Below are 26,265 nucleotides of genomic sequence, written 5' to 3' on the forward strand. Positions count from 1 at the left end.
AGAAAGCGAGAGCACTGCTCTTGACTGAGAACGCCGTTCGGTGTTCACTGATCTCAAGCGAGAGCGGTGCTCTCGGATTCGAGGAGGAGACATGCGCTACCTGGCCCCGGAACGCTCAGCGGAGATCTTCAACAAGGCCGCCAAGTGGTTCACCGCCCGTGGAATCAGCCTGCTGGGCAGCCGCGTCCTCGCGGTGCGCGGCCGCAAGAGCGGCGAGGTCCGCACCACGGTCGTCAACCTCTTCACCCACGAGGGCGAGCAGTACCTGCTCGCACCCAGGGGCCACACCCAATGGGTACGCAACCTGCGCGCCGCCGGTGAGGGGGAGTTGCGCCTGGGCCGCCGGGTCCAGCGGTTCACCCCGGTGGAGATCGCCGACGCGGACAAGACGCCGCTGATCCGCATCTACCTGCGCAAGTGGGCCTGGGAGGTGGGCGCCTTCTTCGACGGCCTCACGGCGGACTCCCCGGACGCGGACGTCGCCGCGGCGGCTCCGGGCTTCCCTGTCTTCCGCATCGTCCCGCGCTGAATTCGGCGTCGCCCGGAAACGACGAAGGGGAGCTCACCGCTCCCCCGCCACTATCAACGTATATCGGACATGGGGGCTTGCCGCAAGACCCGGGTCCTGGCGCAGAATCGACGGCCGAGGCCCCGTACCAGCGGAAATGGGATCGCTCGCGGATCTTGCGTGCTCTACCCGGCTCTGGACTGGTGTGGCCTCGATCCGCCCGACAACCGGCGCACCGGTCGTCGGCGCACGCAGATCGGAGCTGATGCCGTGAGTCCGCTGACCACCAGCGTGTTCAACCTTCCCGACCGGCTCGCCGCCAAGGCCGACCCCCACCTGATCGCCGACGACGAGCGGCACTTCGCGGCCATCGCGGAGAGCCTCGACCGGTCGATCGCCGACCTGTCCGGCCGCCTCGACGCCGAGCGCAGGGCACCCGGTGGCATCGGCCGCCGAGCGATGGACAGGGACGAGGAGATCCGCCGGTTGACCGCCCGCCTGCGCGCACTGCGCCGCTTCGGCCTGGACCTGTGCCTGGGGCGCATGGACGCCGCGGACGGCGGCGAACCGGTGTACGTCGGCCGGCTCGGCCTCACCGACGGCCAGGGGCGCCGCCTGCTGCTCGACTGGCGTTCCCCCGCCGCCGAGCCGTTCTTCGGCGCCACCCACGGCAACCCGATGGGCCTGGCCAGCCGCCGCCGGTACCGCTGGACCGATGGGCGGGTCGGCGACTACTGGGACGAGGTGTTCACCGCGGACGGCTTCACGGGCCACGCCGCCGCGCTCGACGACCAGTCCGCGTTCATCGCCAGCCTGGGCACCAACCGGTCGGCCCGGATGCGCGACGTGCTCGGCACCATCCAGGCGGACCAGGACGCGATCATCCGCGCCGGATCGCGCGGCGCCCTGGTCGTCGACGGCGGTCCGGGAACCGGAAAGACAGTCGTCGCCCTGCACCGCTGCGCGTACCTGCTCTACTCCGATCCCCGGCTCGGTCACCGCCGGGGCGACGTACTCTTCGTCGGCCCGCACGAGCCGTACCTGGCCTACGTCGCGGACGTCCTGCCCAGCCTCGGCGAGGAGGGCGTGCAGTCCTGCACGCTGCGGGACCTGGTCGCCGAGGGGGCCACCGCTGCGCAGGAGACCGACCCGGAGGTGGCGCGGCTCAAGTCGTCCGCGGATCTGGTCCGTGCGATCGAGACGGCCGTCCGGTTCTACGAGGAGCCGCCGACGAAGGGCATGACGGTCACGACCGGCGACGCCGACCTCTGGCTGAGCGCCGACGACTGGGCCGAGGCGTTCCGGGCGCCGGGACCGGGAACCCCGCACAACGAGGCCCGCGACGAGGTCTGGGAGGAACTGCTCACGATCCTGATCGACCGGTACGACGGCGACGAGCCGGAGAGTCTGCGCCGGCGCATGCTGGTGGAGAACCGGGCACTGCGCACGACCTTCAACCGGGCGTGGCCGCTGCTGGACGCGACCGACCTCGTCGCGGACCTCTGGTCGGTGCCCGCCTACCTGCGCAAGTGCGCGCCCTGGCTCGACCCCGACGACGTACGCAAACTGCAGCGCGCCGACCCGAAAGCCTGGACCGTCGCCGACCTGCCGCTGCTGGACGCGGCCCGGCAGCGGCTCGGCGACCCGGAGGCGTCGCGGCGAAAGCATCGGGAGGAGGCCGCCCTGGCGACCGAACGCGTCCGCATGGCGCGGGTCGTCGACGACCTGCTCGACGCCGTCGTGTACGACGACGGCGAAGGCGTGTGGACGATGCTGCGCGGCGACGACATGCGCAACTCCCTGGTCGACGAACAGGTGCTGCCCGCCGCCCCCGTCGACCGGCTGGCCGGTCCGTTCGCGCACGTCGTGGTGGACGAGGCGCAGGAGATGACCGACGCCGAATGGCAGATGCTCCTGCAGCGCTGCCCGTCGCGGAGTTTCACCATCGTCGGGGACCGCGCTCAGGCTCGGCACGGATTCACCGAGTCGTGGCAGGAACGACTGAAGCGGATCGGGCTCGACCGGACCCGGCTGGCCACGCTGAGCATCAACTACCGGACACCGGAAGAGGTCATGACCGAGGCGGAGCCGGTGATCCGCGCCGTCCTTCCGGAGGCGAACGTGCCGACCTCCATCCGCCGCGGCGGCATCCCCGTCACCCGTGGTTCCACGGGGGAACTGACCCCGATCCTCGACGGCTGGCTCGCCACGCACGCCGAGGGAGTCGCCTGTGTCATCGGTGACCCCGACTTCGTGGCGACGCCGCGGGTCCGCTCACTGCGCCCGGAGCTGGCCAAGGGGCTCGAATTCGACCTGGTCGTGCTCGTCGATCCGGAGAGGTTCGGCGAGGGCGTCGAGGGTGCGGTCGACCGCTACGTGGCCATGACCCGGGCCACCCGGCAACTCGTCATCCTGACCTCGGACGGGCAGGCATGACCGGATAGCAGCGGAACACGACGGGGGTGGGCAGGCACGTACGGGACGTGTCGGGCTCACCCCCTCGGGCAGCGGCGCTTGTGGTGTGCGCGGCGAGGCGCTACTTTTGGACGGAGTCGGATCCGGGTGTTGGCGGTATCGCCCCCGGGAATCCCACGGGCCGAGTGATGAGACCGGCCACCCACTTCATCTCGCTGAGCGACGAGTCCCCGCCGATCGGGTGACCTCGCTCACGCACATCCCGAATCAGGAGTCCCCGTGACCGAAACCCACGTACGTTCCCGCACACGCCACGCCCCCGCAGCTCGCAACCAGCCCGCGGGTGCTCGGCCCCGCAACCGTCCGGCCGGCACCGACCCGGCCGCATCGGACACCGTTGTCGCGATCGACGCCCTGCTCGACATCGTCGAGGACAGGGCCTGGCTGCGCGCCGACGGCTACCTCCCCGGTCCCGATGACATCCCTGTGTCGCCGGCACAGATCCGCGCACACGGGCTGCGCCGCGGCGACCGCATCACCGGCACCGCCCACCTGCCGCGCGGCTCCAAAGCGGCCAGGCTGGAGGTCGCCACCATCAACGGCAGAGATCGCGGCAAGGCCGGGGCCCGCCCGGACTTCTACCAGCTCACCGCGCTGTACCCGCAGGAACGGCTGCGACTGGAGACCGACCCGCACCTGTTCACCACCCGGGTCATCGACCTGGTCATGCCGATCGGCAAGGGCCAGCGCGCGCTGATCGTCGCGCCGCCCAAGGCCGGCAAGACCATGGTGCTGCAGGCGATCGCCAACGCGATCACGCAGAACAATCCCGAATGCCACCTCATGGTGGTCCTCGTCGACGAGCGGCCCGAAGAAGTCACCGACATGCAGCGCTCGGTGCGGGGCGAGGTCATCGCGGCCACGTTCGACCGGCCGCCGACCGACCACACGGCACTGGCCGAACTCGCCATGGAACGAGCGAAGCGACTGGTCGAGGACGGCCGCGACGTCGTCGTCCTGCTCGACTCGATCACCCGGCTCGGCCGGTCGTACAACCTTGCGGCGCCGGGCCGCGGGCGTACCCTCTCCGGCGGCCTCGACTCGACCGCGTTGTACCCGCCCAAGCGGTTCCTCGGCGCGGCACGCAACATCGAGAACGGCGGTTCGCTGACCATCATCGCCACCGCACTGGTCGACACCGGGTCCGCGATGGACACCGTGATCTTCGAGGAGTTCAAGAGCACGGGAAACGCCGAACTGAGACTCGACCGGGGACTCGCCGAGGCCCGGGTCTTCCCCGCCATCGATGTCACCGGATCCGGCACCCGGCACGACGAGACGCTCGTCGCGCCGACCGAGCTCGCCCTCATGCATCAGCTGCGGAGGGCACTCAGCGGCGACGACCGCCGGCAGAGCATGCGGCGCCTTCTCGAACGCCTGCAGGCGACCAACTCCAACGCCGACTTCCTGCGCCGCGCCGCCTAGCGCCGTTCCCGTCCCCGCCGCTGCACTCGGCGCGCGCGGCCCTCGCTCAGGCGGGCCCGGCCGCCGCCCGGCGACGGAAGCGGAGCCGCCAGAGACGACCACCCGCGATGGTGACGACGAGCCACACGAGGTACGTGAACGGTGTCCACGCACCGCCGTGCGAGCTGGCGGTGCCGTTGCTGAAGGTGTACGTCGCAGTGGACTGCAACCAGCTCACCCCGGACCAGACGTAGGTACCGGTGGCGTGCGGGTCGGCCGCGGTAACCCCGCTCTGGAAGGCGTTCCCGGCCTCGCCGAGGAAGTAGTCGAGCACCAGCGGCACCAGCACCGCCGCATAGGCGGCCCCGATCCACGAGTGGCGCGGGCGGTCACCGAACTCGGCGATCAGATACTGCTGTGCGAGCCGGCGGCTGCCGCCGACGCGACGCAGAGCCTCGGCGGTGCCCACGTCCCGGGCCGCCTCCCGCAGATTGGCCCGTACCTCGCGGCGGGTCGCGACGCGCTGGGCGCGGGGCAGGTCGTAGAGCTGTTGGTCGAGGCTCCACACGAGACGCTCGATGCGCAGCCGGTCGAGCCCGTTGATGGTGTCGGACATGTGCAGGTCCTTCCTCAGGAGTTCGGCAGTGGCCGGGACAGCACGGCGTCGACCGCGGCGATGTGCCGGGCCCACGAGGCCGTTCCGTCCGCGAGTGCGGCCCGCCCCGGCGGGGTCAGGCGGTAGTACTTGCGGGCGGGACCGCTCGGCGACGGCACGAGGCGGGTCTCCACTCGGCCCTCACGCTGCAGACGGGCCAGCGCGGGGTAGACGCTTCCCTCGAGCACGTCGGCGAAGCCGGCGGCCTGCAGCCGCTGCACCACCTCGTAGCCGTACGACTCGCGTTCGGCCAGCAGGTGCAGCAGGAGCAGGGAAAGCACCCCTTTCAACAGTTGGGGGTCGTGCGTCTCCGTCATGCTGCTATACAAAGGCAGGTAGTAGAGAATGTCAAGTAGTGGCGTGGACCGGTATGCTGGGCACACTTGTTCCCCGGTGATGGCCCGGGTGCGCCGCGAAGCACCTCATGATGATCCATCCACTGCTGGCCGGAGCGGCCGACAACCGATGACGCCCGCCATGCGGGTACGGCCACGCCGCGAGCTGCGAGCCGCGCGCCGGCCGAGAGCACACCGCTGCTGGGGTCACCTGATCGCCGCGCCGCTGTGGCCCCTGCACGGCGCCAATCTCGGCACCCTGTTGCGCAGCTGCGACGCGGTCGGCGCCTGCCTGGCCGTACCCCCGTTCCGTTGGGTCGACGAGGCCCTGGCCCGTGGCAACACCCTGCGCCGGCCCACCTGCGTGCATCGGGTCGGCAGTCCCCTCCGTTGGCTGGCGGCCGAACGTGCGTCGGGCAGTCACGTGCTGGGCGTGGAACTGGCGGACGAGGCCATCCGCCTGGCCGATCTCGAACCGGCCCGGCGACGGACGATCGCCGTACTCGGTCACGAAGCCACCGGCATCCCGCCCGAAGCACTCGACCTGCTCGATGCCGCGGTGGAGATCCCGATGGTCGGCACCGGACTGAGTCTCAACGTCGCGGTCGCCGGGTCCCTCGTGCTGTACCGGCTGGCGGGGCTGATGTAGGACGTGAGCCGGCCGAGCGGGCAACGCGGACCGCGGCGGCCGGGATCCCGTCGGCGGGTCCTGAATGGACGGATGGATCGTGCGGGATCTCAACCCGTCGGCGGGTCCTCGTCGCCGGCCGCGCTCGCCGGAAGCGATGTCCCGTACCCGGCTGCGGCGGGGTCGTCGCCCTGCGGGACCGGGCGGCGTTGCCCGTCGGTGTGGAATTCCTCTCGGGGTGGGGTGTGGCGACCGTCCCGGATGTCACGGGCAATGATCTGAATGATCCCGGCGACGGGGATGGCCAGCAGCGCGCCCAGTATGCCGGCCAGACTCACGCCGATGAGGATGGCGAGCAGCACCGTCAGCGGGTTGAGTTTCACGGTCCGGGCGAAGATCAGCGGCTGCAGCAGGTGGTTCTCCGCCTGCTGGTAGACCAGGAAGAAGATGATGACCACGATGCCGGCGGTCACCGACTGGGTGAACGCGGCAACGACGCCCACCACGGCGCCGAGCGTCGCGCCGACCAGCGGGATCAGGTCCACCAGCCCGACGAACAGCGCGATCAGTCCCGCAAAGGGAACCCCGATGATCCGCAGAACGACGTACGTGAGCAGGCCGCAGATGACGCTGATCAGCAGGTTGCCGGTGAGGTAGCCGGTCACCGTCTTGGCACAGTCCCGACCGACCCGGCGGATCCGTGCGGCGCGCGGCGGCGGGAACAGCGCAAGGAAACCGTCCACGACCCGGGGAGCTTCCAACACCATCAGGTACGACAGCACGAAGATCGTGACCGCGGCCGCCACGCTGGTCGCGGCGCCGCGCAGCACCGCCAGGGTGGGCGCGCCGAGACCGGCGGCGTAGCCGCGCAGTTGTTGGGAATGGCTCTGCAGGTAGTCCAGGACGTGGAACCGCTGCGCCAGCCCGCCGACCGGGCCCTGGCCCGCCCTGATGTCCGCGATCAGCTTCGGGAGGTCAGCGGCCAGTTGGGCGCCCTCGTGCGCCAGCGGGACGACGAAGACCGCGATCAGCGCACCGATCGACGCGAACGCGAGCAGGAAGACGATCAACGTGGCGAGCCAGCGGCGGCACCACGCCATGCGGCGCTCCATCCAGCTCACCGTCGGATGCAGGGCCACCGCGAAGAAGACCGCGATGACGATCCAGGTCAGCACTTCGCGGGTCTGGTACGCCAGCAACAGCAGCAGTGCGGTCGCCAGCACGAGGCCGAGGACGACCAGCGTGTATCTCGCGACCGTGCGGTTGTCGACAGGACTCACGGGCGTAACCTACCCGGCCCGTGGGCGGACAAAACGGAAATGATCAGGATCGGGCGCTGCCCCTCGAATCCGCGCCCGGTGCTGCGACCGGCTCCCGACCCGGGCCGCGGCCCGAATTCGCGTCAGCGGCCCGCATCCCTCTCCGCGGCGAACGCGACGCCGTCGGCCCGGGTCGGCTCCCGTTCGAGGACTCCGGAGGCCCCCACCCGCGAGGCGAACCGGCGCAGCACTCCCCGACCGCGGCCGCGCAATCCACCCTCGGCGCGCCATTCGCCCGTGGCCCCCTCGAGGACGGGGCGGACGGCGTCGGGCGGGGGCTCCCCGCCGGGTCATCCCGCTGACCCGATAGCGCTCCGGTGCGACGCCGCGGCGGTGCAGCCGCCCGGGGCATCCCGGCCGCGGTTCCGGGTGGTTCATGCTCGATGCGCCGCAGCAGCTGCTCGTCGTACATGGCGACGGCCGCCCGGTTGTCGAGCGCCACCGACCGCTGCAGGTTCCACTGGTCGAGGGTGAGCGGGGCGGTCATCGTGACCGGGCCGGAGCACTCCCGGTGGAGGCTCCGGCAGGCCTCACCCCCGGTCCCGAAACGGTCACCGGATCATCATGCCGGGTCGCCCCCCGCGGGGTACCGAACGGAGGCGACCCCCGGCCCGCGGGGGGCCGGCGGCGGAGGTGCACGCGGCCCGGACCGGGGGCCGCCGGCGGACCGGTCCGGTCCGGTCCGGCCGGGTCCGTCGATGCGTCGACACCGACGCCGACGTGCTCAAAGGACCGGCATGTCGGTCACACATACGATCAAGTCCCGGGGTATGGTAGCGCGATGATCGCCAGTGTTGTGGATCTATTCTCCGGAGGCGGCGGGGCGAGCGCGGGCTTTCACGCGCATCCGGCCTTCCATCTGGTGGGTGCGGCCGATGCCCAGCTCGGCAAGCCCAGCAGTCCGCGGGGGAGCCTCGCCTGCAACTCGACGTATGAGGCGAACATGGGGTTCGCGCCGCACGAGGCCGATCTCTCGGTGGCGACGCCCGACGACGTCGCAAGCGGCATGTCCCTATCGGACGCGCCGAGGGTGCTGATCTCCTGTCCACCGTGCACCGGCTTCTCCCGCACCCTGGCCACCAATCACCTGCGGGACGACCCCCGGAACGGGCTCGTCCGGCGGACGGCCCTCTTCGTGGACCAGTGGCGGCCGGAAGTCCTGATCATGGAAAATGCTCGCGAACTCGTCATGGGCCGGTTCCGCGAACACTTGAGCGGCCTTGCCCACGATCTCGAGGGATTGGGCTACCGGGTCAGCGCCACGACGCACTTCCTGAGTCGTTTCGGCCTTCCACAGAAACGCGAACGAGCGTTGCTGATCGCCGTGCGCGGGGAGTTGCCGCTGTTCACCATGGAGGATCTGTGGGACGGCCTCGAGATCGATCCCAAGGCGACACACGTGCGCCGGGCGATTTGGACGCGGCACCTGCGCCCCCTTGCGGAGGGTCGGATCGATTCGAACGACCCCATCCACGTGTGCCCGAGCTTCGGGAGCGAAATCTCCCGCGAGAGAACGCGCAGGATCCCCGCGGACGGCGGATCCTGGTTCGATCTTGCAGACGATCCCGGAGCCGCCCCTCTGCTGACACCCACCATGAAGCACCGTCTCGCGATCGGTGATCTGGGGAGCCACCCGGACGTGTACGGCCGAATGTGGTGGGACCGACCGGCCCCCACGATCAAGCGAGAATGTTCGCACGTGGGCAACGGACGTTACACGCATCCGGAACAGCACCGTCTGTGCTCGGTGCGCGAGATGGCAATTCTCAACGGCTTTCCGGATACGTACGAGTTCCGCGGCAGTGTCAGCAATATGTACCGACACGTTGGCGATGCCGTTCCGCCGTTAATAAGCTATCAGTTGGCATGTCTGGTCAGTTGGATATTGTCGGGTCGACGGCCGGACCCGGGGGAACTCATCATGCCGGGTACGCATCTTGCAGAATCAGACATTCGTCAGAGAGCATGATGAAGCCACCCGCAAGCTCACCCGACGTCTCGCTGCGGATGAAAAAGCAACGATCGGCCGACACCGGCTTGGAGCTGCGGATTCGACGAGACCTCTATCGTCGCGGACTCCGCTATCGTCTCCAGACCCCACTCGTACCCGGTACACGGCGAAAAGTTGATCTCGCTTTCATCACCCCCAAGATAGCCGTATTCCTCGATGGATGTTTCTGGCACAGATGCCCCGAACATGGGACAAGCCCCAGAGCGAACGGTGAATGGTGGGCCGAAAAGCTCGCGGCGAACGTGGCCCGGGATCGCGATACCGATCGCCGGCTCAGCGAGGCGGGCTGGACAGTGGTCCGGGTGTGGGAGCACGAGGACTCTGAAACCGCAGCCGCCCGAATCGAACAGCTCGTGAGGCAGCACTCGCCCCGCGCCAACCGTCCCACCAGTCGCCCCGCGACCACACCGGCTCATGGAACGCTCTCGACGTACAGCAACCACGGGTGCAGGTGCGCCGACTGTCGTAGAGCCAACGCCCAATATCAACAGCAACTCCTCGCCCGGTACCGCCAGCATGGCGGTCGCGGCGAGCACGGCACCGACTACAGGTACCGCACGGGCTGCCGGTGCGACCGATGCCGTGCAGCCCATGCCGCCGAGGACCGCGAGTATCGGCACAGGCGGCAGCGCCAGGTGTAGGGTCGGCTCGCCCTGCCGTGTGAAACGACGAGGAGCGCCCGAATAGATGGCCAGTGACCCCAGACCCAGGCTCATCGAAATCATCAATGAGCTCCACGACCTCCAGGCCTCCAAATTGTTACAATTCGCCGAAGCTCTCGCCGTTCCGATCGAGAGGTGGGTGAACCCGGCATCGGACGTCGCGACGGAACCCTTTGCCGAGGAATTCGAAGCACGTTTGAAACTCCATCACGCAACCCACAGTAAACAGCTGGACCGCGTCGGCCTGGAGGATGCGATACGCGCATCGTCCGCAGCAGCGGGAAGAACCGTCCACGGTCCGATGGGTGCCACTCGGCGTTTCATCGATGAAGTCATCGACGGACAGCGAATCGCGATCAAGAGCACCGCTGCACAGAACGTACATGAGCAGTTCCTGCACATCAGCAAAGTATCAGAGGCGGCATGGATTCAAGATGTCCGCGGCGCCCAGGCCCGTGAGGAGAAGACCAAGGCGCAGATCGCTGAGTACATAGCTGAGGTTGATCGCCTGTGGCAGATGCGTATCCTGCCCGACCGGCTCCGATGGCGGTATCAATTCGTTGAGATTCCGATGGCACTGCTCGGACCGGTCGCGCGTCTCGATCGAGCACTCTTCGCCCCCGACGGGCCCACCATCATCGTCAGGGACGGCGTCGGGCCCTGTCTGACTCTCAAGTTGGATCGAAGCGACGCCAAAATAACCTTTGCGCGGATCCCCATCGACCGGTGCATTGTCCACGCGACGTGGACGCTGGACAAGAAGCCTGGCGACGCCTGATCCATGTCCATGCCATTGCGCCGAACAGCGATGCTGCGCGCTCGGCGAGCGCGGTCACGCCGTACAGTCCGGCAGCGCCGTCAAAGGGCTCCGCACGGCCCTGCGGGCGGGTACCGACCCGGGCCATTGCGGAGGAAGCCCGTGGATCTGTCGTTGTAAATCCTGGTGGTACCAGACCACCCCCCGGCGGAGTCATCCCGGCCGCCCCCGGGCTTCGCCGTGCCGGGCCGCCGCTGGTGTCAGACGACCCCACTGTTTGACGGCCGGGCGGGCGGAGGTCTGGCACCCCTTGGGCGGGCGCGGGGATTACTCCGCGCGCCCACCCCACCCTCCACGGTCTCGGACCCGATCGTCCGCAAGTTCGTCGAGCAGTACCGAAGCCTGACCTGACCCGGGTACCCCGGCCACCTTCTGTGCGGCAGGTGACCGGATGGATCTGCCGGCACCCGGACAACCTCGTCGACCGCGACCGAGCAACTCCGTAGGATTGTGAGCCGCTGCCCCGAGCTGCGAGCCGCTGTCGAACTGGTCCGCTCCTTCGCGGACATGATGACTCACCTGCACGGCGAACGCCTCACCGCGTTGATCAACGCGGCCGAGCACGCTGCGCTGCCCGGCATCAGCCGCTTCGCCGCCGGCCCGACCGCCGACCTCGCCGCGGGACTGAGCCCGCCCTTCAGCTCAGGCCCCGTCGAAGGCAACGTCAACCGCATCAAGATGATTGAGCGACAGATGTACGGCCGCGCCAGCTTCGATCTACTCCGAAAACGGATACTGCTCGCATCCTGACCGGGACCTTCGTTGCTTCGAAGTCGCCCACCGACGGTGTTAGCGTGGCTGTCTTGGCGTCGGCACGTCATGCGTAGAGGCCGCTGATCGGTTCTACTGCAGGTCGGCGAAGCTCGAGCGGGAGAACTGAGGGTGACCGGGTACCCGGACGAATCGAATCAGGTGTGCCTCAGGACCGTCGAAGTTGGCGATCTTGACGTGCTCTATGAGCACCAGGCAGATCCAGAAGCAGCCGCGATGGCCGCCTTCCCCTCACGCGATCGAGACCAGTTCGACGCCCATTGGGCGAAGATCCTTCTGGATGATGCAGTTGTGGTGCGCACGATTCTGGCCGATGGCGTCGTCGCCGGCAGTATAAACAGCTGGCGGGCCGACGGACGGCGGCTGGTCGGCTACTGGATCGGGCGTGAGCACTGGGGACGCGCTGTAGCGACACGAGCCCTGAATCAGTTCCTTAACGAAGTGCCGGACCGGCCCCTATACGCCCACGTCGCCGCCCACAATGCCGGTTCGATCCGCGTGCTGCAGAAGTGCGGCTTCCAACGCGACCACGCGCAGGAGGCCCTGACGCCCGAGCCCGAGGATGAGGTCGAGGAGATCGTCTTCGTTCTCGCTGACTGATGTCTCGGATGGTTCGCCCTCGCTCGAGATTCATCACGGAGTTTGCGCCAGAGCCCACAACTCGCGAGCAGAGCCACTCGCGAGCAGAGCCACTCGCGAGCAGAGCCACTCGCGAGCAGAGCCAACTGACACGAGTGCAACAGCACCGGCGCGGCCGGGTCAGGCCCCACCGGTCCCGGGGCGATACCGACCACCGCGGCAGCGCAGCCGTGTGCACCGGCTGGTGGGTCACGCCCACCACGTCACGCACCACCACCAGAAGGGAGCGGCGACACCCTCGATGCCCTTGCCGGGGACGACGGCGTCGCGGATCATCGCCCCAACGTCGGCAGGCCCCATCCATAGACGTAGGCGAAGAATCTGGACGGCAGGCCGTGGTCCTCGACGGACCGCCGGCGGCCGACGCGAGTGGCAATGCGCCGGTATTGAAGCTTGCTCCTGGCTTCGACCTTCGAGACGGTCATCCGGGCGATGATCTCAGGGATGCCGAGCGGCGGGCAATGGCAGAGTTGCTGCCGATCGCTAGTCGTTTCGCTCCGGCTGCCAGCTCGTGATGGTGAGGTGGGGATCCCTTCGCGTTACTTCTACCTCAAGGATGATCTGGACCTGCGCCTTGGCGGCGAGGCAGGGGTCGCAGAGGTACGCCACAAGGTGCAGGTCGCCGGGCGGGTCGTAGACCGTCGACCCGTAGTTTCCCGGGATCTGGACGATCACCCCCTCGCTGGGCTCTCGTGGCCATGTCGACATGCCGTTGTCCTGCAGGGTTGCGCCACACACGAGGCATTGCATGGCCAGGTCCGTGCCAGCACGCTGTTTCGCTGCAGCCCGAATCATGTCCTCGATGCTGTCGAACGTGATGGCTCGGCCGGCGTTCAACTCTTCGAGGCTGCGGCGCAGCCTCTCGGCGTTGGCCGGATGGGCGAGCAGGTACTCGGTCTCACTCATCTCGCGTTCAGGGCGAACCTGCGGCCCCAGGCGCGTCGGGTCGTCGTCGGCCGCAGACTCCGCGGCAACTGCGTCGGTTGTCTCGACACTATTCGAGTACCCACGGACCGGCCTTCGGTCGTCCCTCTCGATGACCTCCACCCCGCTCGTGTCTAGCAATGACGCCGGAGCAACCTCTGCTGCGTGGTGCCATGCGTCGCGAACCCAGCGCCTGCACGCGGGGCACGTCACCTTCCCCCAGTCGTCCTCGTGCGGCTGGCCCTCCACCGCCTCGCCACACGGTGTGCGGTCAGCCCGCAATGCGCTTCCGCCGTAGTGCTTCACCATGGCTCAGGTACCTCCCCGGTTCGTCGATCAACGCGCCGATGATGAGGTGCCCCACCGACAAAACTGCGGGCCGGCCGGTATCGGCACGGCCGGATTGGTCCGATCGGATGGAGAAGTCCTGGCCGTTGGACAGGCCGCGGCCAACCCTGCGGAGAGGGGCGCCGCCCTACGAGTGGGCCTCGGCTGACGTCTGGTCAGCCGTAGTCGGAGTGGTGAATTACGGCTCTCCACCAAGCGAGAATGGGCCCTCCGAACACCCCGGTGGACCGCGGGGCCGTTTTCCTGCGCTGATGGGACAGTCGGAACCCACAGGCCTGCGCTTCCGTTGCCGGTATTGGCCGGGGGAGGCCCCGCCGAAGATCGGCGGCAAATTCAGGTGATCGCTCATCAACGGCCCCGCTATGGTCCCCGACGTGATCGCACACGCACCCTTCCTGCCGCCGTCCTAGAGGCGGCCGCCCCAGACGCTGTATCGGGCAGCGCACGGCCGCCGTGGAGAACACGGCATGAGCAGAACCTTCAAGACCCGACCGGTATGGGTCCACGATTACGCCGACGGAGTGCTGCACCACGACCACCGCGGCGGTATCTGCCGCGAGCAGACCCTCGACGACGCTCGCCGCGCGGGCCGACGACACCTGGCCAGCCACTGGCGTCGCTGCCGGGCCCACGCCCTTGATGATGCACTGTGTCGCCGGCCCGATCGGGGCGGCTCCTGCTCCGAGCACAGGGTTCGGGTTGCGTCGGATGTCACTTGCCGGGGCTGCGCAAGTGCCACGGAACGGCCCACCTGCACCCGGGTCGCCGGTCGCGGCTGGTGGGACCGGCAGCGACGACTGCGCGGCGACGCTGTCCCAGCCTGGTTCGTCACCCAGATCTACCACTCGCCTATGCGGCGCAGTTCCCGTGACGTGCTGCGCCGTGCAGTTGGCGAGTACAACGCCGGGTTCCGTGCCGACGACGACGGGTGCGCCGACCTCGAGGACCGGTGGGAGCCGCCTGTCCTGCCGGCGTCCGGAGCAGATTGGCTGTGGTGGTGACTGACCACCCGCAGCACCGACCACCCGGCAGCGTCTGGCCGCCACCGAGATCAGTGATCCGCGGGAACCGTCCTCGCGCTGGCTGGTACCCGCATCACAGCAGGGAACGGTCACGTCGCCAAGACCCCTCCCTTGCGTGGGGCTTGTCGAGCGTGGCGGGAGCGACGCCATGGGTGGACTTCAGTCCGGCGGCGGCACCGGCGCGAGGAGCACGTGGGCCTCGGTGCCGCCGATGCCGTGGGCGAGCGGGGCGGCGTTGTGGCGGTCTCCGCGGTGCTCGCGCAGCAGCGTCGCCGCGCGCCAGGGCCGGGCCCCCGGCTCCTCGGGGCACCGGAAGCGCCCGCAACCCGGCGTACAGGGCGCGGCCCTCCGTCGGCGTGCTGGGCGCTGCCCGGGCGGCGAGGTCGGCGGTCCGCGCCGGGCCGGAGGAGTCGGCGAGTCCTGAATGGACGCGCGTTGGAACTCTGGCGAGCCGGCATCCAGCCCCTGCTGGAGCGAGCCCGATCAGCCTCGTTACGCCCCGTTCCCGGAGATGGGAGCGGTGCGTGGCGATCCATTCCTTCGACGTCCCGGGCGAATCACAACGGCGGACGGGAAGCTGCGGGCACGGTGGTCCACGCCGCCGATCTTGACGTGCATCATGAACGTCGATACGGTGCCGTTTCATGTACGGTGTGCCGATCACGTTCGGGACCGGGGTGGGCGCGCGTGTCGTCACCTCCTCTCTCCTGTGTGCAGCCTTGTTGACCGCCGGCTCGGCCTCGCCGGCAGCGGCCGCCGGGGACGGCGTACGGCTGGACGTCGGACTCGCTCAGGGCACGGACCCCGCCGCCGTGATCCACACCCTCGGCGACGCCGTGCTGAGCGACCACCTGGTCCCCGGCCTGGATGCGATCACCGTGGACGTGCGCGCCGAACGCGCCGACGCGACCCTCGCCACACTCACGGCCACCGCCGGTGTGCGGTACGCCGAGCGCGGCGGTGCGGTGGGTGCGGACGGCGAGGTGAAGCCGTCCGGCTGGAACGTCGAGCAGGTCCGGCAGGCCTGGACGTGGACCACCGGCGAGGCGAGCGTCAAGGTCGCCGTCGTCGACACCGGGGTCAGCCCGACCCCCGACCTCGGCGCGGGCCGGCTGGCCCCCGGCTACGACTTCGTGGACGGCGACACGGACGCCGCGGACACGGACGGCCACGGCACGCTCGTCGCCGGCATCATCGGCGCCGAGGCGGACAACGACATCGGCACGGCCGGGGTCTGCCCGCAGTGCACGATCATGCCCGTGCGAGTGATGGCCGGGCGTCAGGGAACGACGGCGGACGTCGCCGCCGGCATCGCGTGGGCAGCGGACCACGACGCGCGGGTGATCAATGTGTCGCTCAGCACGGACACGCCGAGCCGCCTGCTCAACGACGCCGTCGACCACGCGGCCGCCCGGGGCGCGCTCGTGGTCGCCTCGGCCGGCAACGTCCGCTCAACTGCGCGGCGGTATCCGGCGGCATACGACTCCGTACTGGCGGTCAGCCACGCCGGGACGGTCAAGAACACAGAGACGGACCAATGGGTCGACGCCAGCGCGTATACCAGCGCGGCCCTGGGCCCGGACGGCCACCTCACCGATCTGCCCGGCGCCTCCGGCGCGACGGCGACCGCGGCGGGCGTCGCCGCGCTCGCCTTCTCGATGAAGCCGGCGGCGACCCCGGACCAGGTACGCGCGGCGATCCGCGGAACGGCGCCGCTGCCCACCACCGGCACCTACGCGTACCAGCCGCGCATCGTCAACGCCGCGCAGGTGATCTACGACTTCGGCGGCACCGACACCACGCCGCCGAAGCTCGTCAAGCCCGGGCTGTCGGAGAACGAACTTGTCCCGGCAAGCGGCGTACCGGCCATCGCGCGAGCCACCGACGACCACGGCATCCAGCGCATCGACTACGTCATCGACGGCACCGTCGTCCGGTCGACCCACCTGTCCGACACCCAGGTCCAGCTGCGCCCGCCGGCGGGCTTCAACGGCCCGCTGCCGGTGACCGTCGTCGCCTACGACTACGCCGGCAACGCCGACCCGGTCACCGTCACCGTGCAGGCCGACACCGTCGCGCCCACGATGACCCTGGTCTCCCCCACCCCGACCCAGCCCGTACACGGACCGACGGCCGACGTGACCGTCGCGATGCCGGACAACGACATCGACCACGTCTACTCGGTCTTCGAGGCGAACAACACGATCAGCTACCTGACCCGGGTCGCCGGCACGAACCTGTGGAAGGGCACGGTCCCCCTGGAGCCCCCTTCTACGCTCTACCTCTGCGCCGTCGACAAGGCGGGCAACCGGACCTACCTGAACCGTCCGCTGCTCGCCGACAACGACCCACCCGCCGGCGGGTCCGTCGGCCCGGCCGGCGGCACCAGGGTCCGGGGCACGTTCACCAGCACCCTCAGCGGCGTCACCGACGCCAGCGGCGTCACCAAGGCAGAGCTGTGGGCCGACGGCAAGTACGTGGGCGCCGACACGACCGCGCCCTACGCGCTGGCCGTCAAGACCGGCACGTACACCGGGAACGTCGCGCTGACCTGGAAGGTCACCGACCGCTGGGGCCAGTCCCGAACCCTCCCGGCGCGCGTCGTGGTCGCCGACAACAAGCCACCGGCCATCGCCGTCACCAAGGCCCCGAAGAGCGGGGCGAAGGTGAAGGGCACCGTCAAGGTCTACGTCAAGGCCGCCGACGCCGGCGGCATCGCGCGGGTCCAGCTGATCGTCAACGGCAAGGTGGTCGCCACGGACACGACCAGCGCGTACGTGCTGAGCGTCAACACCGGCAAGCAGAAGAAGACCATGAAGGTGCAGGTACGCGCGTACGACCGGCTCGGCAACATCGCGGTCACGGCCACCCGTACCTGGCACCGGTGAGGCGTCGGACGCCCGCCACCGCAAGGTGACGGGCGAACGAGCCCGCGGCCAGCGCGGCCACGCCTTTCATGCAGTCGGCGGTGGTAGGTGAACGTGGTGGAGGCCAGTCGTTCGCCCGCCCATGGCCGTCAGAATCCTCCGTTGCGGTGGCCGCCGGTATGCGGCCGGACCAGACGTGATGCCTCGACGCCGGCCGGCGTGGATGGGGATGTCGGTGCTCACCCGGGCCACCGGCTGGCCCCTGCTGTCGAGAGGAACCGAGACGGAACAGCCCACTCCCGGCAAGCGCACGATCGAGATCAGCGATGAGGCGTACGACGGACTCACCCGCACGGCCACCGGCCGAAAGGCTCACCACACCCTCGACACCTACGGACCAGTGCACTCCATCCACCAAGGACGCCCCTGCGCCCGCCGCCGCGGGCACACCCCAGGACGACCCGCAGCTGGGCACCCCGTCGACCCGAACACCTACGACTACTGGCGCGCGGCGTGGGACGAACGGTGCACTTCCCCCGCCTGCTCGACCGGTTCTTCCAGAACCTGCGTCGCACCGTCGGCTGTAACGTCCAGTACGCCGGCTGCGTCGAACCCCAACCCCGCCTCGCCCCGCACGCCCACTGCGCAGGGGCCGGGTGCACCAGAAGACCTCCCGCGGCATCGGCGGCCGCCGCTCCTCGTGTCCCGCCTCTTGCGGGCGGCCCTGGCGGACGCTGTCATCGATGAGCTGTTGGCGACCAATCCGGCCACTTCGCTGCGCATCTCGCACGGGTACCGGCCGAAGTTCACGCCAATGGATCGGTTGCGAATACGCATCCGCTGGCGGTGTCGCGTTCGGTGCGGAGCCCCTGTTAACGGGCGGCGCGTCCACCGATCTCTTTGAGCCTTGTTCGTTCGTCCGAGTGGAGAAGGTAATGCTTGAGAGCCAGATTCGCCGGCAAGGCGTTCGCTCCGAGCCAATAGGTACGGACGACCAGAAACGGCAAGCCTTCGATCCCGGCGCTCAATCGGCCCATGTGCTTACGTTCCCGTGTGCCGATCGACGGCAGGGCTTTGACGATGATCCGGGGGATATGGCCTTCCTGAGCCGCCACGTCGACGACGGCGTCCCACGGTACGAAGTGCTCAAATACCAAGGACCGGTGGTAGATGCCGGATGGCGTCAACACGACCCTGCCGGGCGCCAAACGCAGCATGGCGATGAGGAACCACGCGAGGAAGAGCGCGATCGCCGCGAGGGGGACCACCATCACCCACGCGCCGGCCGCGCCGAACTGGACCGCAAGCCCCGCGTCGACGAGGAGGACCGCTACCAACACTGACGAGAGCCAGTAATACGCCCACCGTGAGTACGGAAAAGCCAACCCTCTTTCACCCTGATCGTTGAATCCGACCGAGGGCTCATGCGTGGCTGGCGCGGCCTGGCGCATGAGGCTGACCACCAAGCCGACGAGGTGCGCAAACAACACGGTACCGACCGCGAAGGTCAACGCCTGTGCGAGGTCTCCCGTCACGACAGCCGACACCGCCACCGCCGCCGTGATCAAAGTAAGCAGGGTGAACCCCACCGCGGACAGCACCCGCGTGACGGAACGGTGGGGCTTCGGCCAGCCGGCGGGTGGATCCTGGTTCGGGAACATGTCGCGAACGCCTCCGCTGTCACTCATCAGAAGATAGAGTCCCAAACCTTCTTGGCGCCGTCGCCGATCGCCTCGCCCGCGTCAGCGATACCGTGGCCCACTGCGTCGAAGCCATCCTCGATCGCGTCCCGCGTACCCTCCGGCAAGCGGTCGTAGGCGGCATCAAGAGCGCCGCTCGTGACCAACCCGACGACGAGTCCGACCCCGGCGCCGACCGCCGTGCCCGCCACTGGAACCACTGAGCCGATCGCCGCTCCTGCCGCCGCACCTGCCAAGGCGCCACCGACACCGCTGATGACCGCCTTGCCCACCGGCTTTCCCGTGTGGATGTCGTAGCCGATGTCCGCCGCGGTCAGCGCGAGTCCGACGATGGGCAGCTTGGCCGCGACCTTGCCGCCGACCCGCGTAGCACCACGTCCCCACTTATCGGCTTCGAGATACTTCTCCCAGGACGCCGCGTTCAACGCCTTCGACTCGGCGGTGCCCCCCGGCGTCTTCAAGTATCTTTCGACGAGCGTCTTGGACTCCTCCGCGAGTGCCTCGCTCTGCTTCCTCAAGATGCTGACGTGCTTCTCGGCGAGGGCGCCGATGATGCCGTCGTTGGCGAAGCTGGCGGCGACGAGCGGTCCCTTCTGCCTCACATCGCTTACCACGTTCGACAAGGTGTCCTTGGCGAAGTCGCTGATGCCCCGAGCCCACTTCGCCTGGTTCTCCGCCTGCGCGTATGCAGTCAGCTTGGCCTGATGGGCGTTATAGGCGCTGGCCTGCGTGTTGTATTCCTGCGTCTGCTCGGCGGTCACCGGCCCCGCGGGTGCCGTCGGCGCGACGGGGCCCGCGCCCGGGTTCAGGATGGTGTCACCCTGGAGTTCGAGACCACCGGCGCGTGCGATGCCGCGGGCTCTTTCCATCCCGCCCTGCGCCGTGGTGAGATCATCGGCGTACGAGTGGAACGATTGCGCCACCCGGTCGACGTCGCCACGCAGGTCATTGACCCGGCGGCCCCCAGCATCCATCTTGCTCTGAAAGGCTGGCCCGGCGTCGCCTCGCCAGCCCGTCTCCGCCTGGTCCCGGACCGCGAACACGTCGGTAACCGACTGATCGACTGCGCCGGACAACGATTTGCCGAGCCAGTCGGCCGAGGCCCGGATGCTGGCGGGATCACCCTCGAGGCGCGTGTCTATCGACATCAGTACCCCCGCAAGGACTGCGCCGCCGACTGGTCCGTGCCGGCGTAATCCCGACGGGCCCGAGTGACTTCCTCACACGCGCCCTTCAGCCCGAGCACAAGGTTCCCCGCGCTCTCGGTGAGATGCGCGATGGCCGCGCCCATGATCCCGGAGACCTCGCCAGCGTCAGGCATGCCGGGTGACTTCCCCCCGACCGCGTCCAGGGCATCCGCTGACTGGCCCAGCTGGCGCACCATCGTGTCCATAGAGTTCAGGTCCGCGTCTGTTCCCTCGACCATCAGATCTCCCCTTCGGTACGGCGCAGCTCCTCGGGGATGTCGAGGTCGAGCAGGATAAGCTCGAATCCGGTAGCCAGGCGTGCCTGCTCCAGATCCTTGGTCAGCATGACCGTCCACGGCTGAGCGGGACCGCAGTGTGTGATCAGCCGGTCCATCGCCGAGTAGACCAGCAGTGCCAGGCGGCCGTCCCGCGTCGCTCGCAGATCGATCGTCAGCTCTTCGTCGGTCTGTGTCGGGGCGCAGGGCACATAGACGACCGGCGGGAACACGTGAGCCGGGTCCCGCCGGGCTGCCGTCGTGTCGGTGGGTGACGCCGGTGTCACTTGGAGTTCGTTCACCATCCGACCACCTCTCTTCTCGGGTCATGGATCCTGCCAGGTGTGGGCAATGCGCGCTGCCCCGTGGAGTCGGGCGCGGCCGATCTGGATCGTTCTGGACACCTCCGCGATCGTGGCGTTCCTCCGTGCCTCCATCCGCGTCGACGGTGTGCCGGTGAGGTCCACGACGAACGCGCCACGCAGCGCTGCTGGCCGGCCTGGTGGAAAGAGTCGACGCGATGCCGACACCAACAGGCCGAACCTGCTGTCGTCCGCCGGCGCCCCTTAGCCCCTGCGGCTACGGCCCGCAATGAGCCGGACTGCTTGTCCCCGCCCGCTACCCGCGGGGGCTCACGGTTGGTCAGCGGGGTGGTTAAGGCAGGTCGCCTGGTCGCCTTGGTGCGCGGCAACGACCCGCACCAGCCATAATGGCGATGCCCCTAACCTCGGCAGCGCGCTGAGGTGTAGGGCGTCAGCGTCGCCGGAATCGGAGGAGCTCCTGCACGATGAGTGTGCCGACAAGCGTGGGGACGAACGCGACGATGCCGACGGCGTAGCCGATCCACCTGAGCCAGGGCCGGTACGGCGCGTCGGCCCGGACCAGTTGCCTGCTGGTGCGGTGGTTGCCCAGATCGCCGACGCGGACCTGGCGGCCGACGTCGTCCAAGGTGAACACCGCTCCCACGGTGAGCCGTTCGACGTCGCCGCCTTCCCAACTGACCGTGACGGTACAACTGTCCCAGTACCCGAAGCCCTTATTGGTCACCGGCCCCGACCGCTCGCAGAACTTGACCGTCGCCGAGCCGAGACGGCGCGCGTCCGCGATGTCGTCGCCCGCGAGCCTGCTGAGCGTGACCGCCACCCCGAGCAGCCCGGTCGCGAGCCCCAGGACCACGATCAGGAACACCGCGAAGCGCAGCGCTCCGCCCTTACGGCGGTCCACGACGTCAGCCCCCGCGGCGGCCTTTACCGCGCGGCGCTCGGCCTCCTCCGCGTCCAGCGCCGCTTCCCGCGCCCTGATCTCGGCGAGACGCTTGGCGATCCGGTCGTCCGGCGGTTGTATAGCGTGCCTCCCGTGAGCGAGCAGGATCGTTCGGGGTCGGCGCGTGATTCTTCTAGGTGAGAGCCGTGCCCGCGGCCCCGCCGTTCTGCACGCTATGGGTCGGGCTGGCGCGGAGCACGGTCTTGATGATGACCTGGGCGACCGTGCCCTTGGCTCCCACAATGGCTCCCGGCGTCTGATCAGCCTGGGAAAGGATGACGGCACTGACCCGTGTTTCTGCTGGTCAGCGCCTTCGATTCTGCGTGCCCGAAGGAACTCAACCCCTAACCTTCTGATCCGTAGAGGTGTGCAGGGTGGCCAGCTACGCCGCTCCGGTCGCCGCAGCGCCCATGTTGACGTTCTTGGGATGGCGCGGCGTGGCGGTCCGCTGGGGTCAGGCAGGGGTCACCCCTACCCCGCCCTGTGGAGATCAAACTGCTCTCGGCTTTCGTCGGCCGCCGCGGCTGGACTCGTCTCGTCGACCCGCGTCAATCTCGGTACATGTCCCTCGGTTCGAAGCCCTCGTCTCGCAGTACTCGGACAGCGGCCACGACGTCCCTGACTGTGCGGTCCGGCGGGGCGAGTTCGGTCGGCCAGTCCTTTCCTCGGCTGACCCAAAGCGTGGCGAGCCCCGCCGCTCGGCCACCCTCGACATCAAGTACAGGGCTGTCGCCGATCGCCCACCCTCCGCTCAGCAGATCGAGGCCGCACCGACGAGTTGCCGCCTCAAAGATTTCGCGCCTCGGCTTCCGGATGCCCAGTTCACCGGACACTGCCCAGGCATCAACATGTTGGTCCAGCCCGGTACGCCTAATCTTGCCCAACTGGTTGTCGGCCTGACCGTTGGTCACGATCGCCACCTTCCAGCCGTCGTCGCGCAGCAGTGTCAGCGATGCCAGCACCTCTCTACGGCAGCTCACGAGGTCCGGCATCCGGCGTCGGTACTGCTCCCAAGTGTCATCCACCGAGGCCGCCAGTCGAAAGCGTTGCTTCACCTCGCCAAAGAACCAGTCGCGGGGAACGGAACCGTCCTGATCCGTAGCGATCAGCCAGCCCAACGCATCGTCCGGAAGTTCGTACTCGGCGCAGAACTCAACCGCCCAGCGCCCGAATGCCGCCGAACGGTCCACAAGGGTGTTGTCGAGATCGATGAGCGCCAACCGTTGCATGGTCAACTACCGTACCGGGCGGGTAAGGGGATTCGAACCCGCACTGTCAGCTTGGGAATTGCCGATGATCGTCTCGCTGGTCCACCGCTGTCCAGGTTGCGGCGGTCGTTCGTGGCCTCGGCTGTCCCTCGCGGGGTGCGCCGCATTCGGCTGCATGATCTGCGTCATTCGTGCGCGACCATGCTGTACGACCAGGGCGTGGAGATCGAACGGATTCAGGACGTGCTGGGGCACAGCTCGCCGACCGTCACCAAGGCGATCTACGTGGAGGTGACCCGGCGCGTGCAGCAGGAGGCCGTCGACCGGCTCGGCTTCCTGTTCGACGCGTAGGCGTAGGGGTCAATCGTGGGGGTCAATGCGATCAAGGGCCGGTCTTCCGTAATGGAAAACCGGCCCTTGACCTGCTGCGCGCCCGAATGGACTCGAACCCCTAACCTTCTGTTACCGTCCGTTACGGCTTCCAGCTTGTGACTAGTCGCCAAATATTGGCACTGAGCTGCCCAAACACTACGACGCGCCGATCAACGCTTATCGCCGCTAGTCAACGCTGCGCAGTGGTTTTCGGGGGGTAAGCGGGGGCACCATCCCGGCTTGCGGGGCACCGTGCCAGTCAGACGCAGAGATGTCAGCGCCGGCTGATGGTCCCTGCCGGGCACCCACAAGAACGGGCCACACTGATCATCGAAGCGACCTACCACTTCCATCCCTACAGCAGCCCTGAACGGCTACGTGGCCATGCGGCGCTTAACGATCGTGCGCCTCCACCCAACAACGGCATCAACGGCCGTACGGGCACCCTCGTCTCTGATGAGCTACCAGCCGCACCCCTACCGCACGAAGGCACCACGTTGAGCACGGGCTGCGTCGCTAGGCGGGCTCAGCAACATAACGCTGCCACCAGGACGCCTTGATCAGCTGCACGCTCATGCCGAAAGTAGTGCGTCGGTCAGGCCATGAGAGTCAATGCCGTCCTTGCCAATGCCCTGACCTGATCCCATTCCGTTCTCCTGGCCAAGGCCTCGACTTGCCACAGGCCAGCGTTGTGCTCGCCGCTCATCGAACTGAGGCGTTGGTCGATCTCGGCCAGCACCGCCAAGGCCGTGGCGTTCAACCAGCCACGCTCGATGAAGGTCGGCGCCAGCCGGAAAACCCTCGTCGAACTCCAGCGCCAGCTCGTCCACCAGCGGGAGGCCCGTCTCTCCGAGCCAAGCGATCTGCGCGTCTGCTTCCAGCGCAAGCTCGGCGACACTACGCACGAAAGCGGCGACGAACTTGGGGCCAGGCTGTTCCACGAGGTCAGCCTATTGGCTCGCCCCGAGGGCTGGCGCGGCGTCCTCATTTGGCTGATCGTGGACGTCGAGCGATGGGCTAGATCCGCTCGGTGCGCCCTCTGGCGCGTTCCGAACGTGAAGCCTCGATGGAGGCTGGTCCCGCGGCCTATCGGTTCGGTCGTCGGCGGCTGGTCATGAAGTGCGTTTCATCGGTCGTCGCGGTGAGTCTGCCGATAGTTGACCATGTTCACGGCTTGTCCAAGGCTGATTGACGAGTGCGCCGTTCGCAATGCCACGATGGCGGGGATGGTGTGTCCGCGGGCGAGGTCCTCGCCCACGATGCGCCACGTTTCGGCTGGAAGTGCTGCCCATGCTTCTTGAGCCTGGCAGGTATGGCACAGCTCAGTAAGCTGGTGTGCTTCCGCGACTCGACCACGGTTGCCGCAGCGCCGACACTCGTAATCGATCATGAGCATGGATGGTACGTCTGCCACGCCGCGGCAAGCGAGCGGATAGAGAAGTTCCGGAAAATTCGTAGCCTGAGTCTCACAGCCGCCTTTCCGGATCTGCCGCGGATGGTGCGTGCCGCTGGCAGTCTTCGTCGCGCGCCATGCACGCGGCATGTACGCGGCATCGGCCGATCCCGGCGGCCGATCCGGACCCGGCGCCGCTTCACCGAAACGCCGTATCGTCGCCTTCCACGGCCTCCCACACCGCTCGGGCTCGGGCGCGTAACCGAGCAGCGTCACCAGCACGGCCCTGGACCTCGAGCATCGCCGCCATGTACTGCATCGCGTACGGATCACCAAGGTCGATAGCTCGGCTGAAGGCGCGCAGCGCCGTTGGGCCGTCGCCATGGTCACGGAATGCGACACCCACTGCCGTGATAGGGAAGATCGCATCCTGATCCAGGACCGGGTCCAGCCAGCGAAGCGCGCCCTCGTGATCGCCGCGCTCCAACGCGAGCCGTACCAGGCCCACCATGGCGTCCGGGTCGCCGCGGTCTGCGGCCTTCTGCCACACGATCTCGGCGCGGTTTGTATCACCCTGCTCCGCGTAGAGGCTGCCCAGATTGAACCCCGCGCCTGCGTTGCCTGACCGCCACGCCTTCTCCAACCAGAGCAGCCCTTCGGCATGCTCGCCGCGTTGGTACAGACCGAGACCGAAGTTGGCCATCGACACCACATGGCCTAAGCGAGCGGCTCGCTCGATGGCTGCCCACGACCGCGCCGTCGGCCGTCCATCCGGCTCGAACTCGATGTCGGGCTCCGGCACTTCGTCGCGGCGCCGCTTGAACATGTCCGCTGTTCCCCGCTGTTCCTCGCCACAAGGAGTCATGCTCATTGACCGCAGAATTCCCACGTCCAACGACCGGTCCGTCCCGGTCCTGGCAGCCGAGCCTGCCGTAATCCGCTGGAAGTAGCCGGGCGTTCAAGGTGATTCGCAGCTTTCTGCCACGGACGCATGCTACGGGCCGGCAAGGGCCTCCGTAGCCTCCTTGTGCTGCTCCAATCGGAGGCGTACACGCACTCTCATGCCGCCGCGAACAAGGCGTTGCTACCTCTTCTGCGCTCGGTATCGGCGAAGCAACGCGGTGATCCGCGCGTAGTCGCTGGCCCCGTTCAGTTCCTCAAGCAGTTCGTCCGGGCAAAGTTCGTAGAGGTCGCCCCACCATCGGCGTGCCTTGTTGTCCCAGATGCGGTAGCCACCGGGAACACCCCGCGCCACGTACCGTCGCCTGCTCATCGCTGAGCAACGTAGCAGGATGCCCAGTCCGGTGCGCCGCAGTTGATGACCAGGTGGTCGACTCACTCTCATGCCGCTCCGGGTAGCTGGTGACCAACGGAACCGGCGCGCTGAGAGTCCCTGAGCCCCAGGGTCATTGCGTTCTCGAGTAGCTGCTGGCCATCCATGAACGGGCAGAGGCGGTCAAGCCCGGGTAGCAGGTTGACTCG

At 68.3% G+C, this 26,265-nt stretch carries 25 protein-coding genes and 1 pseudogene; 12 read left to right on the forward strand and 14 right to left on the reverse strand.

The features are described 5' to 3' along the window. Nucleotides 1-91 precede the first annotated feature (91 nt). The 3 genes and pseudogenes from ACMCNN_RS29185 to rho form a co-directional block, all read left to right on the forward strand. On the forward strand, nucleotides 92-529 hold the full coding sequence (locus ACMCNN_RS29185) for a nitroreductase family deazaflavin-dependent oxidoreductase (protein ID WP_412743679.1): 438 nt from the start codon (nucleotides 92-94) through the stop codon (nucleotides 527-529). Nucleotides 530-787: 258 nt separating this feature from the next. Next, on the forward strand, nucleotides 788-2,944 hold the full coding sequence (gene helR / locus ACMCNN_RS29190; protein WP_412747311.1) for an RNA polymerase recycling motor ATPase HelR: 2,157 nt from the start codon (nucleotides 788-790) through the stop codon (nucleotides 2,942-2,944). A gap of 306 nt (nucleotides 2,945-3,250) precedes the next feature. Then, nucleotides 3,251-4,408 (forward strand): annotated as a pseudogene (gene rho, locus ACMCNN_RS29195) (transcription termination factor Rho); the annotation flags it as partial. Nucleotides 4,409-4,454: 46 nt separating this feature from the next. On the opposite strand, the gene ACMCNN_RS29200 reads toward rho, so the two are convergent. Both ACMCNN_RS29200 and ACMCNN_RS29205 read right to left on the reverse strand, forming a co-directional pair. Then, complete coding sequence (locus ACMCNN_RS29200; protein WP_412743680.1) at nucleotides 4,455-5,003, reverse strand: hypothetical protein; 549 nt, start codon at nucleotides 5,001-5,003, stop codon at nucleotides 4,455-4,457. Between the two features lie 14 nt (nucleotides 5,004-5,017). Continuing rightward, nucleotides 5,018-5,359, reverse strand: coding sequence for a PadR family transcriptional regulator (locus tag ACMCNN_RS29205; RefSeq protein WP_412743681.1), 342 nt, complete (start codon nucleotides 5,357-5,359; stop codon nucleotides 5,018-5,020). Between the two features lie 160 nt (nucleotides 5,360-5,519). On the opposite strand from ACMCNN_RS29205, the gene ACMCNN_RS29210 reads away from it, so the two are divergent. Further along, a complete protein-coding gene (locus ACMCNN_RS29210) occupies nucleotides 5,520-6,026 on the forward strand; it encodes a TrmH family RNA methyltransferase (protein WP_412743682.1) in 507 nt (168 codons plus the stop codon). An 89-nt stretch (nucleotides 6,027-6,115) separates the two neighbouring features. On the opposite strand, the gene ACMCNN_RS29215 is transcribed toward ACMCNN_RS29210, so the two are convergent. Continuing rightward, a complete protein-coding gene (locus ACMCNN_RS29215) occupies nucleotides 6,116-7,285 on the reverse strand; it encodes an AI-2E family transporter (protein WP_412743683.1) in 1,170 nt (389 codons plus the stop codon). Between the two features lie 820 nt (nucleotides 7,286-8,105). Here ACMCNN_RS29215 and ACMCNN_RS29220 point away from each other — a divergent pair. The 5 genes from ACMCNN_RS29220 to ACMCNN_RS29240 all read left to right on the forward strand — a co-directional run bounded on the left by ACMCNN_RS29220 (nucleotide 8,106) and on the right by ACMCNN_RS29240 (nucleotide 12,185). Continuing rightward, on the forward strand, nucleotides 8,106-9,293 hold the full coding sequence (locus tag ACMCNN_RS29220; protein ID WP_412743684.1) for a DNA cytosine methyltransferase: 1,188 nt from the start codon (nucleotides 8,106-8,108) through the stop codon (nucleotides 9,291-9,293). Between the two features lie 38 nt (nucleotides 9,294-9,331). Beyond that, complete coding sequence (locus ACMCNN_RS29225; protein ID WP_412747312.1) at nucleotides 9,332-9,976, forward strand: very short patch repair endonuclease; 645 nt, start codon at nucleotides 9,332-9,334, stop codon at nucleotides 9,974-9,976. Nucleotides 9,977-10,022: 46 nt separating this feature from the next. Then, on the forward strand, nucleotides 10,023-10,775 hold the full coding sequence (locus tag ACMCNN_RS29230; protein WP_412743685.1) for a hypothetical protein: 753 nt from the start codon (nucleotides 10,023-10,025) through the stop codon (nucleotides 10,773-10,775). 489 nt (nucleotides 10,776-11,264) lie between these two features. Further along, on the forward strand, nucleotides 11,265-11,564 hold the full coding sequence (locus ACMCNN_RS29235) for a hypothetical protein (RefSeq protein ID WP_412743686.1): 300 nt from the start codon (nucleotides 11,265-11,267) through the stop codon (nucleotides 11,562-11,564). Nucleotides 11,565-11,696: 132 nt separating this feature from the next. Next, entirely contained in the window at nucleotides 11,697-12,185 is a 489-nt protein-coding gene (locus ACMCNN_RS29240; protein WP_412743687.1) for a GNAT family N-acetyltransferase, read from the forward strand. Between the two features lie 522 nt (nucleotides 12,186-12,707). Here ACMCNN_RS29240 and ACMCNN_RS29245 read toward each other — a convergent pair. Next, complete coding sequence (locus ACMCNN_RS29245; RefSeq protein ID WP_412743688.1) at nucleotides 12,708-13,271, reverse strand: hypothetical protein; 564 nt, start codon at nucleotides 13,269-13,271, stop codon at nucleotides 12,708-12,710. A 1,406-nt stretch (nucleotides 13,272-14,677) separates the two neighbouring features. Beyond that, on the reverse strand, nucleotides 14,678-14,980 hold the full coding sequence (locus ACMCNN_RS29250; protein ID WP_412747313.1) for a helix-turn-helix domain-containing protein: 303 nt from the start codon (nucleotides 14,978-14,980) through the stop codon (nucleotides 14,678-14,680). Between the two features lie 260 nt (nucleotides 14,981-15,240). On the opposite strand from ACMCNN_RS29250, the gene ACMCNN_RS29255 reads away from it, so the two are divergent. Then, nucleotides 15,241-17,406: a S8 family serine peptidase gene (locus ACMCNN_RS29255; RefSeq protein ID WP_412743689.1), complete on the forward strand. Its 2,166-nt coding sequence runs from the start codon at nucleotides 15,241-15,243 to the stop codon at nucleotides 17,404-17,406. 405 nt (nucleotides 17,407-17,811) lie between these two features. Beyond that, nucleotides 17,812-18,132, forward strand: a complete 321-nt coding sequence (locus ACMCNN_RS29260; protein WP_412747314.1) for a replication initiator — start codon at nucleotides 17,812-17,814, stop codon at nucleotides 18,130-18,132. Between the two features lie 125 nt (nucleotides 18,133-18,257). Here the strand turns inward: ACMCNN_RS29260 and ACMCNN_RS29265 are convergent, their stop codons facing one another. The 6 genes from ACMCNN_RS29265 to ACMCNN_RS29290 all read right to left on the reverse strand — a co-directional run bounded on the left by ACMCNN_RS29265 (nucleotide 18,258) and on the right by ACMCNN_RS29290 (nucleotide 23,030). After that, nucleotides 18,258-19,073: a hypothetical protein gene (locus ACMCNN_RS29265; RefSeq protein ID WP_412743690.1), complete on the reverse strand. Its 816-nt coding sequence runs from the start codon at nucleotides 19,071-19,073 to the stop codon at nucleotides 18,258-18,260. Then, nucleotides 19,073-20,233, reverse strand: a complete 1,161-nt coding sequence (locus ACMCNN_RS29270; protein ID WP_412743691.1) for a hypothetical protein — start codon at nucleotides 20,231-20,233, stop codon at nucleotides 19,073-19,075. The genes ACMCNN_RS29265 and ACMCNN_RS29270 overlap by 1 nt, the downstream gene beginning before the upstream one ends. Next, nucleotides 20,233-20,511 carry a hypothetical protein gene (locus tag ACMCNN_RS29275; protein WP_412743692.1) on the reverse strand — a complete coding sequence of 93 codons (279 nt, stop codon included), beginning with the start codon at nucleotides 20,509-20,511 and terminating at the stop codon, nucleotides 20,233-20,235. The genes ACMCNN_RS29270 and ACMCNN_RS29275 overlap by 1 nt, the downstream gene beginning before the upstream one ends. After that, nucleotides 20,511-20,852 carry an SAV_915 family protein gene (locus tag ACMCNN_RS29280; RefSeq protein WP_412743693.1) on the reverse strand — a complete coding sequence of 114 codons (342 nt, stop codon included), beginning with the start codon at nucleotides 20,850-20,852 and terminating at the stop codon, nucleotides 20,511-20,513. The genes ACMCNN_RS29275 and ACMCNN_RS29280 overlap by 1 nt, the downstream gene beginning before the upstream one ends. Nucleotides 20,853-21,300: 448 nt before the next feature. Then, nucleotides 21,301-21,771 carry a DUF6346 domain-containing protein gene (locus ACMCNN_RS29285; RefSeq protein ID WP_412743694.1) on the reverse strand — a complete coding sequence of 157 codons (471 nt, stop codon included), beginning with the start codon at nucleotides 21,769-21,771 and terminating at the stop codon, nucleotides 21,301-21,303. A gap of 587 nt (nucleotides 21,772-22,358) precedes the next feature. Then, entirely contained in the window at nucleotides 22,359-23,030 is a 672-nt protein-coding gene (locus ACMCNN_RS29290; protein WP_412743695.1) for an HAD family hydrolase, read from the reverse strand. A gap of 144 nt (nucleotides 23,031-23,174) precedes the next feature. Between ACMCNN_RS29290 and ACMCNN_RS29295 the strand changes: the two genes are divergently transcribed. Beyond that, nucleotides 23,175-23,369 carry a tyrosine-type recombinase/integrase gene (locus ACMCNN_RS29295; protein ID WP_412743696.1) on the forward strand — a complete coding sequence of 65 codons (195 nt, stop codon included), beginning with the start codon at nucleotides 23,175-23,177 and terminating at the stop codon, nucleotides 23,367-23,369. A gap of 593 nt (nucleotides 23,370-23,962) precedes the next feature. Here ACMCNN_RS29295 and ACMCNN_RS29300 read toward each other — a convergent pair. The 3 genes from ACMCNN_RS29300 to ACMCNN_RS29310 all read right to left on the reverse strand — a co-directional run bounded on the left by ACMCNN_RS29300 (nucleotide 23,963) and on the right by ACMCNN_RS29310 (nucleotide 25,609). Continuing rightward, entirely contained in the window at nucleotides 23,963-24,331 is a 369-nt protein-coding gene (locus ACMCNN_RS29300; protein ID WP_412743697.1) for a hypothetical protein, read from the reverse strand. A gap of 185 nt (nucleotides 24,332-24,516) precedes the next feature. Beyond that, nucleotides 24,517-24,780 carry a hypothetical protein gene (locus ACMCNN_RS29305; protein ID WP_412743698.1) on the reverse strand — a complete coding sequence of 88 codons (264 nt, stop codon included), beginning with the start codon at nucleotides 24,778-24,780 and terminating at the stop codon, nucleotides 24,517-24,519. 202 nt (nucleotides 24,781-24,982) lie between these two features. Then, nucleotides 24,983-25,609, reverse strand: coding sequence for a hypothetical protein (locus ACMCNN_RS29310; RefSeq protein WP_412743699.1), 627 nt, complete (start codon nucleotides 25,607-25,609; stop codon nucleotides 24,983-24,985). Nucleotides 25,610-26,265 lie beyond the last annotated feature (656 nt).

The organism is Krasilnikovia sp. MM14-A1004 (assembly GCF_047159485.1).
Taxonomy (GTDB): Bacteria; Actinomycetota; Actinomycetes; order Mycobacteriales; family Micromonosporaceae; genus Actinoplanes.

Bases quoted from the DNA above. Each gene is read 5' to 3' on its own strand.
- ACMCNN_RS29185 (WP_412743679.1), top strand. From the start codon at position 92: ATGCGCTACCTGGCCCCGGAACGCTCAGCGGAGATCTTCAACAAGGCC.
- ACMCNN_RS29200 (WP_412743680.1), bottom strand. From the start codon at position 5,003: ATGTCCGACACCATCAACGGGCTCGACCGGCTGCGCATCGAGCGTCTC.
- ACMCNN_RS29205 (WP_412743681.1), bottom strand. From the start codon at position 5,359: ATGACGGAGACGCACGACCCCCAACTGTTGAAAGGGGTGCTTTCCCTG.
- ACMCNN_RS29210 (WP_412743682.1), top strand. From the start codon at position 5,520: ATGCGGGTACGGCCACGCCGCGAGCTGCGAGCCGCGCGCCGGCCGAGA.
- ACMCNN_RS29220 (WP_412743684.1), top strand. From the start codon at position 8,106: ATGATCGCCAGTGTTGTGGATCTATTCTCCGGAGGCGGCGGGGCGAGC.
- ACMCNN_RS29225 (WP_412747312.1), top strand. From the start codon at position 9,332: ATGAAAAAGCAACGATCGGCCGACACCGGCTTGGAGCTGCGGATTCGA.
- ACMCNN_RS29230 (WP_412743685.1), top strand. From the start codon at position 10,023: ATGGCCAGTGACCCCAGACCCAGGCTCATCGAAATCATCAATGAGCTC.
- ACMCNN_RS29265 (WP_412743690.1), bottom strand. From the start codon at position 19,073: ATGAGTGACAGCGGAGGCGTTCGCGACATGTTCCCGAACCAGGATCCA.
- ACMCNN_RS29270 (WP_412743691.1), bottom strand. From the start codon at position 20,233: ATGTCGATAGACACGCGCCTCGAGGGTGATCCCGCCAGCATCCGGGCC.
- ACMCNN_RS29275 (WP_412743692.1), bottom strand. From the start codon at position 20,511: ATGGTCGAGGGAACAGACGCGGACCTGAACTCTATGGACACGATGGTG.
- ACMCNN_RS29280 (WP_412743693.1), bottom strand. From the start codon at position 20,852: ATGGTGAACGAACTCCAAGTGACACCGGCGTCACCCACCGACACGACG.
- ACMCNN_RS29305 (WP_412743698.1), bottom strand. From the start codon at position 24,780: ATGATCGATTACGAGTGTCGGCGCTGCGGCAACCGTGGTCGAGTCGCG.
- ACMCNN_RS29310 (WP_412743699.1), bottom strand. From the start codon at position 25,609: ATGTTCAAGCGGCGCCGCGACGAAGTGCCGGAGCCCGACATCGAGTTC.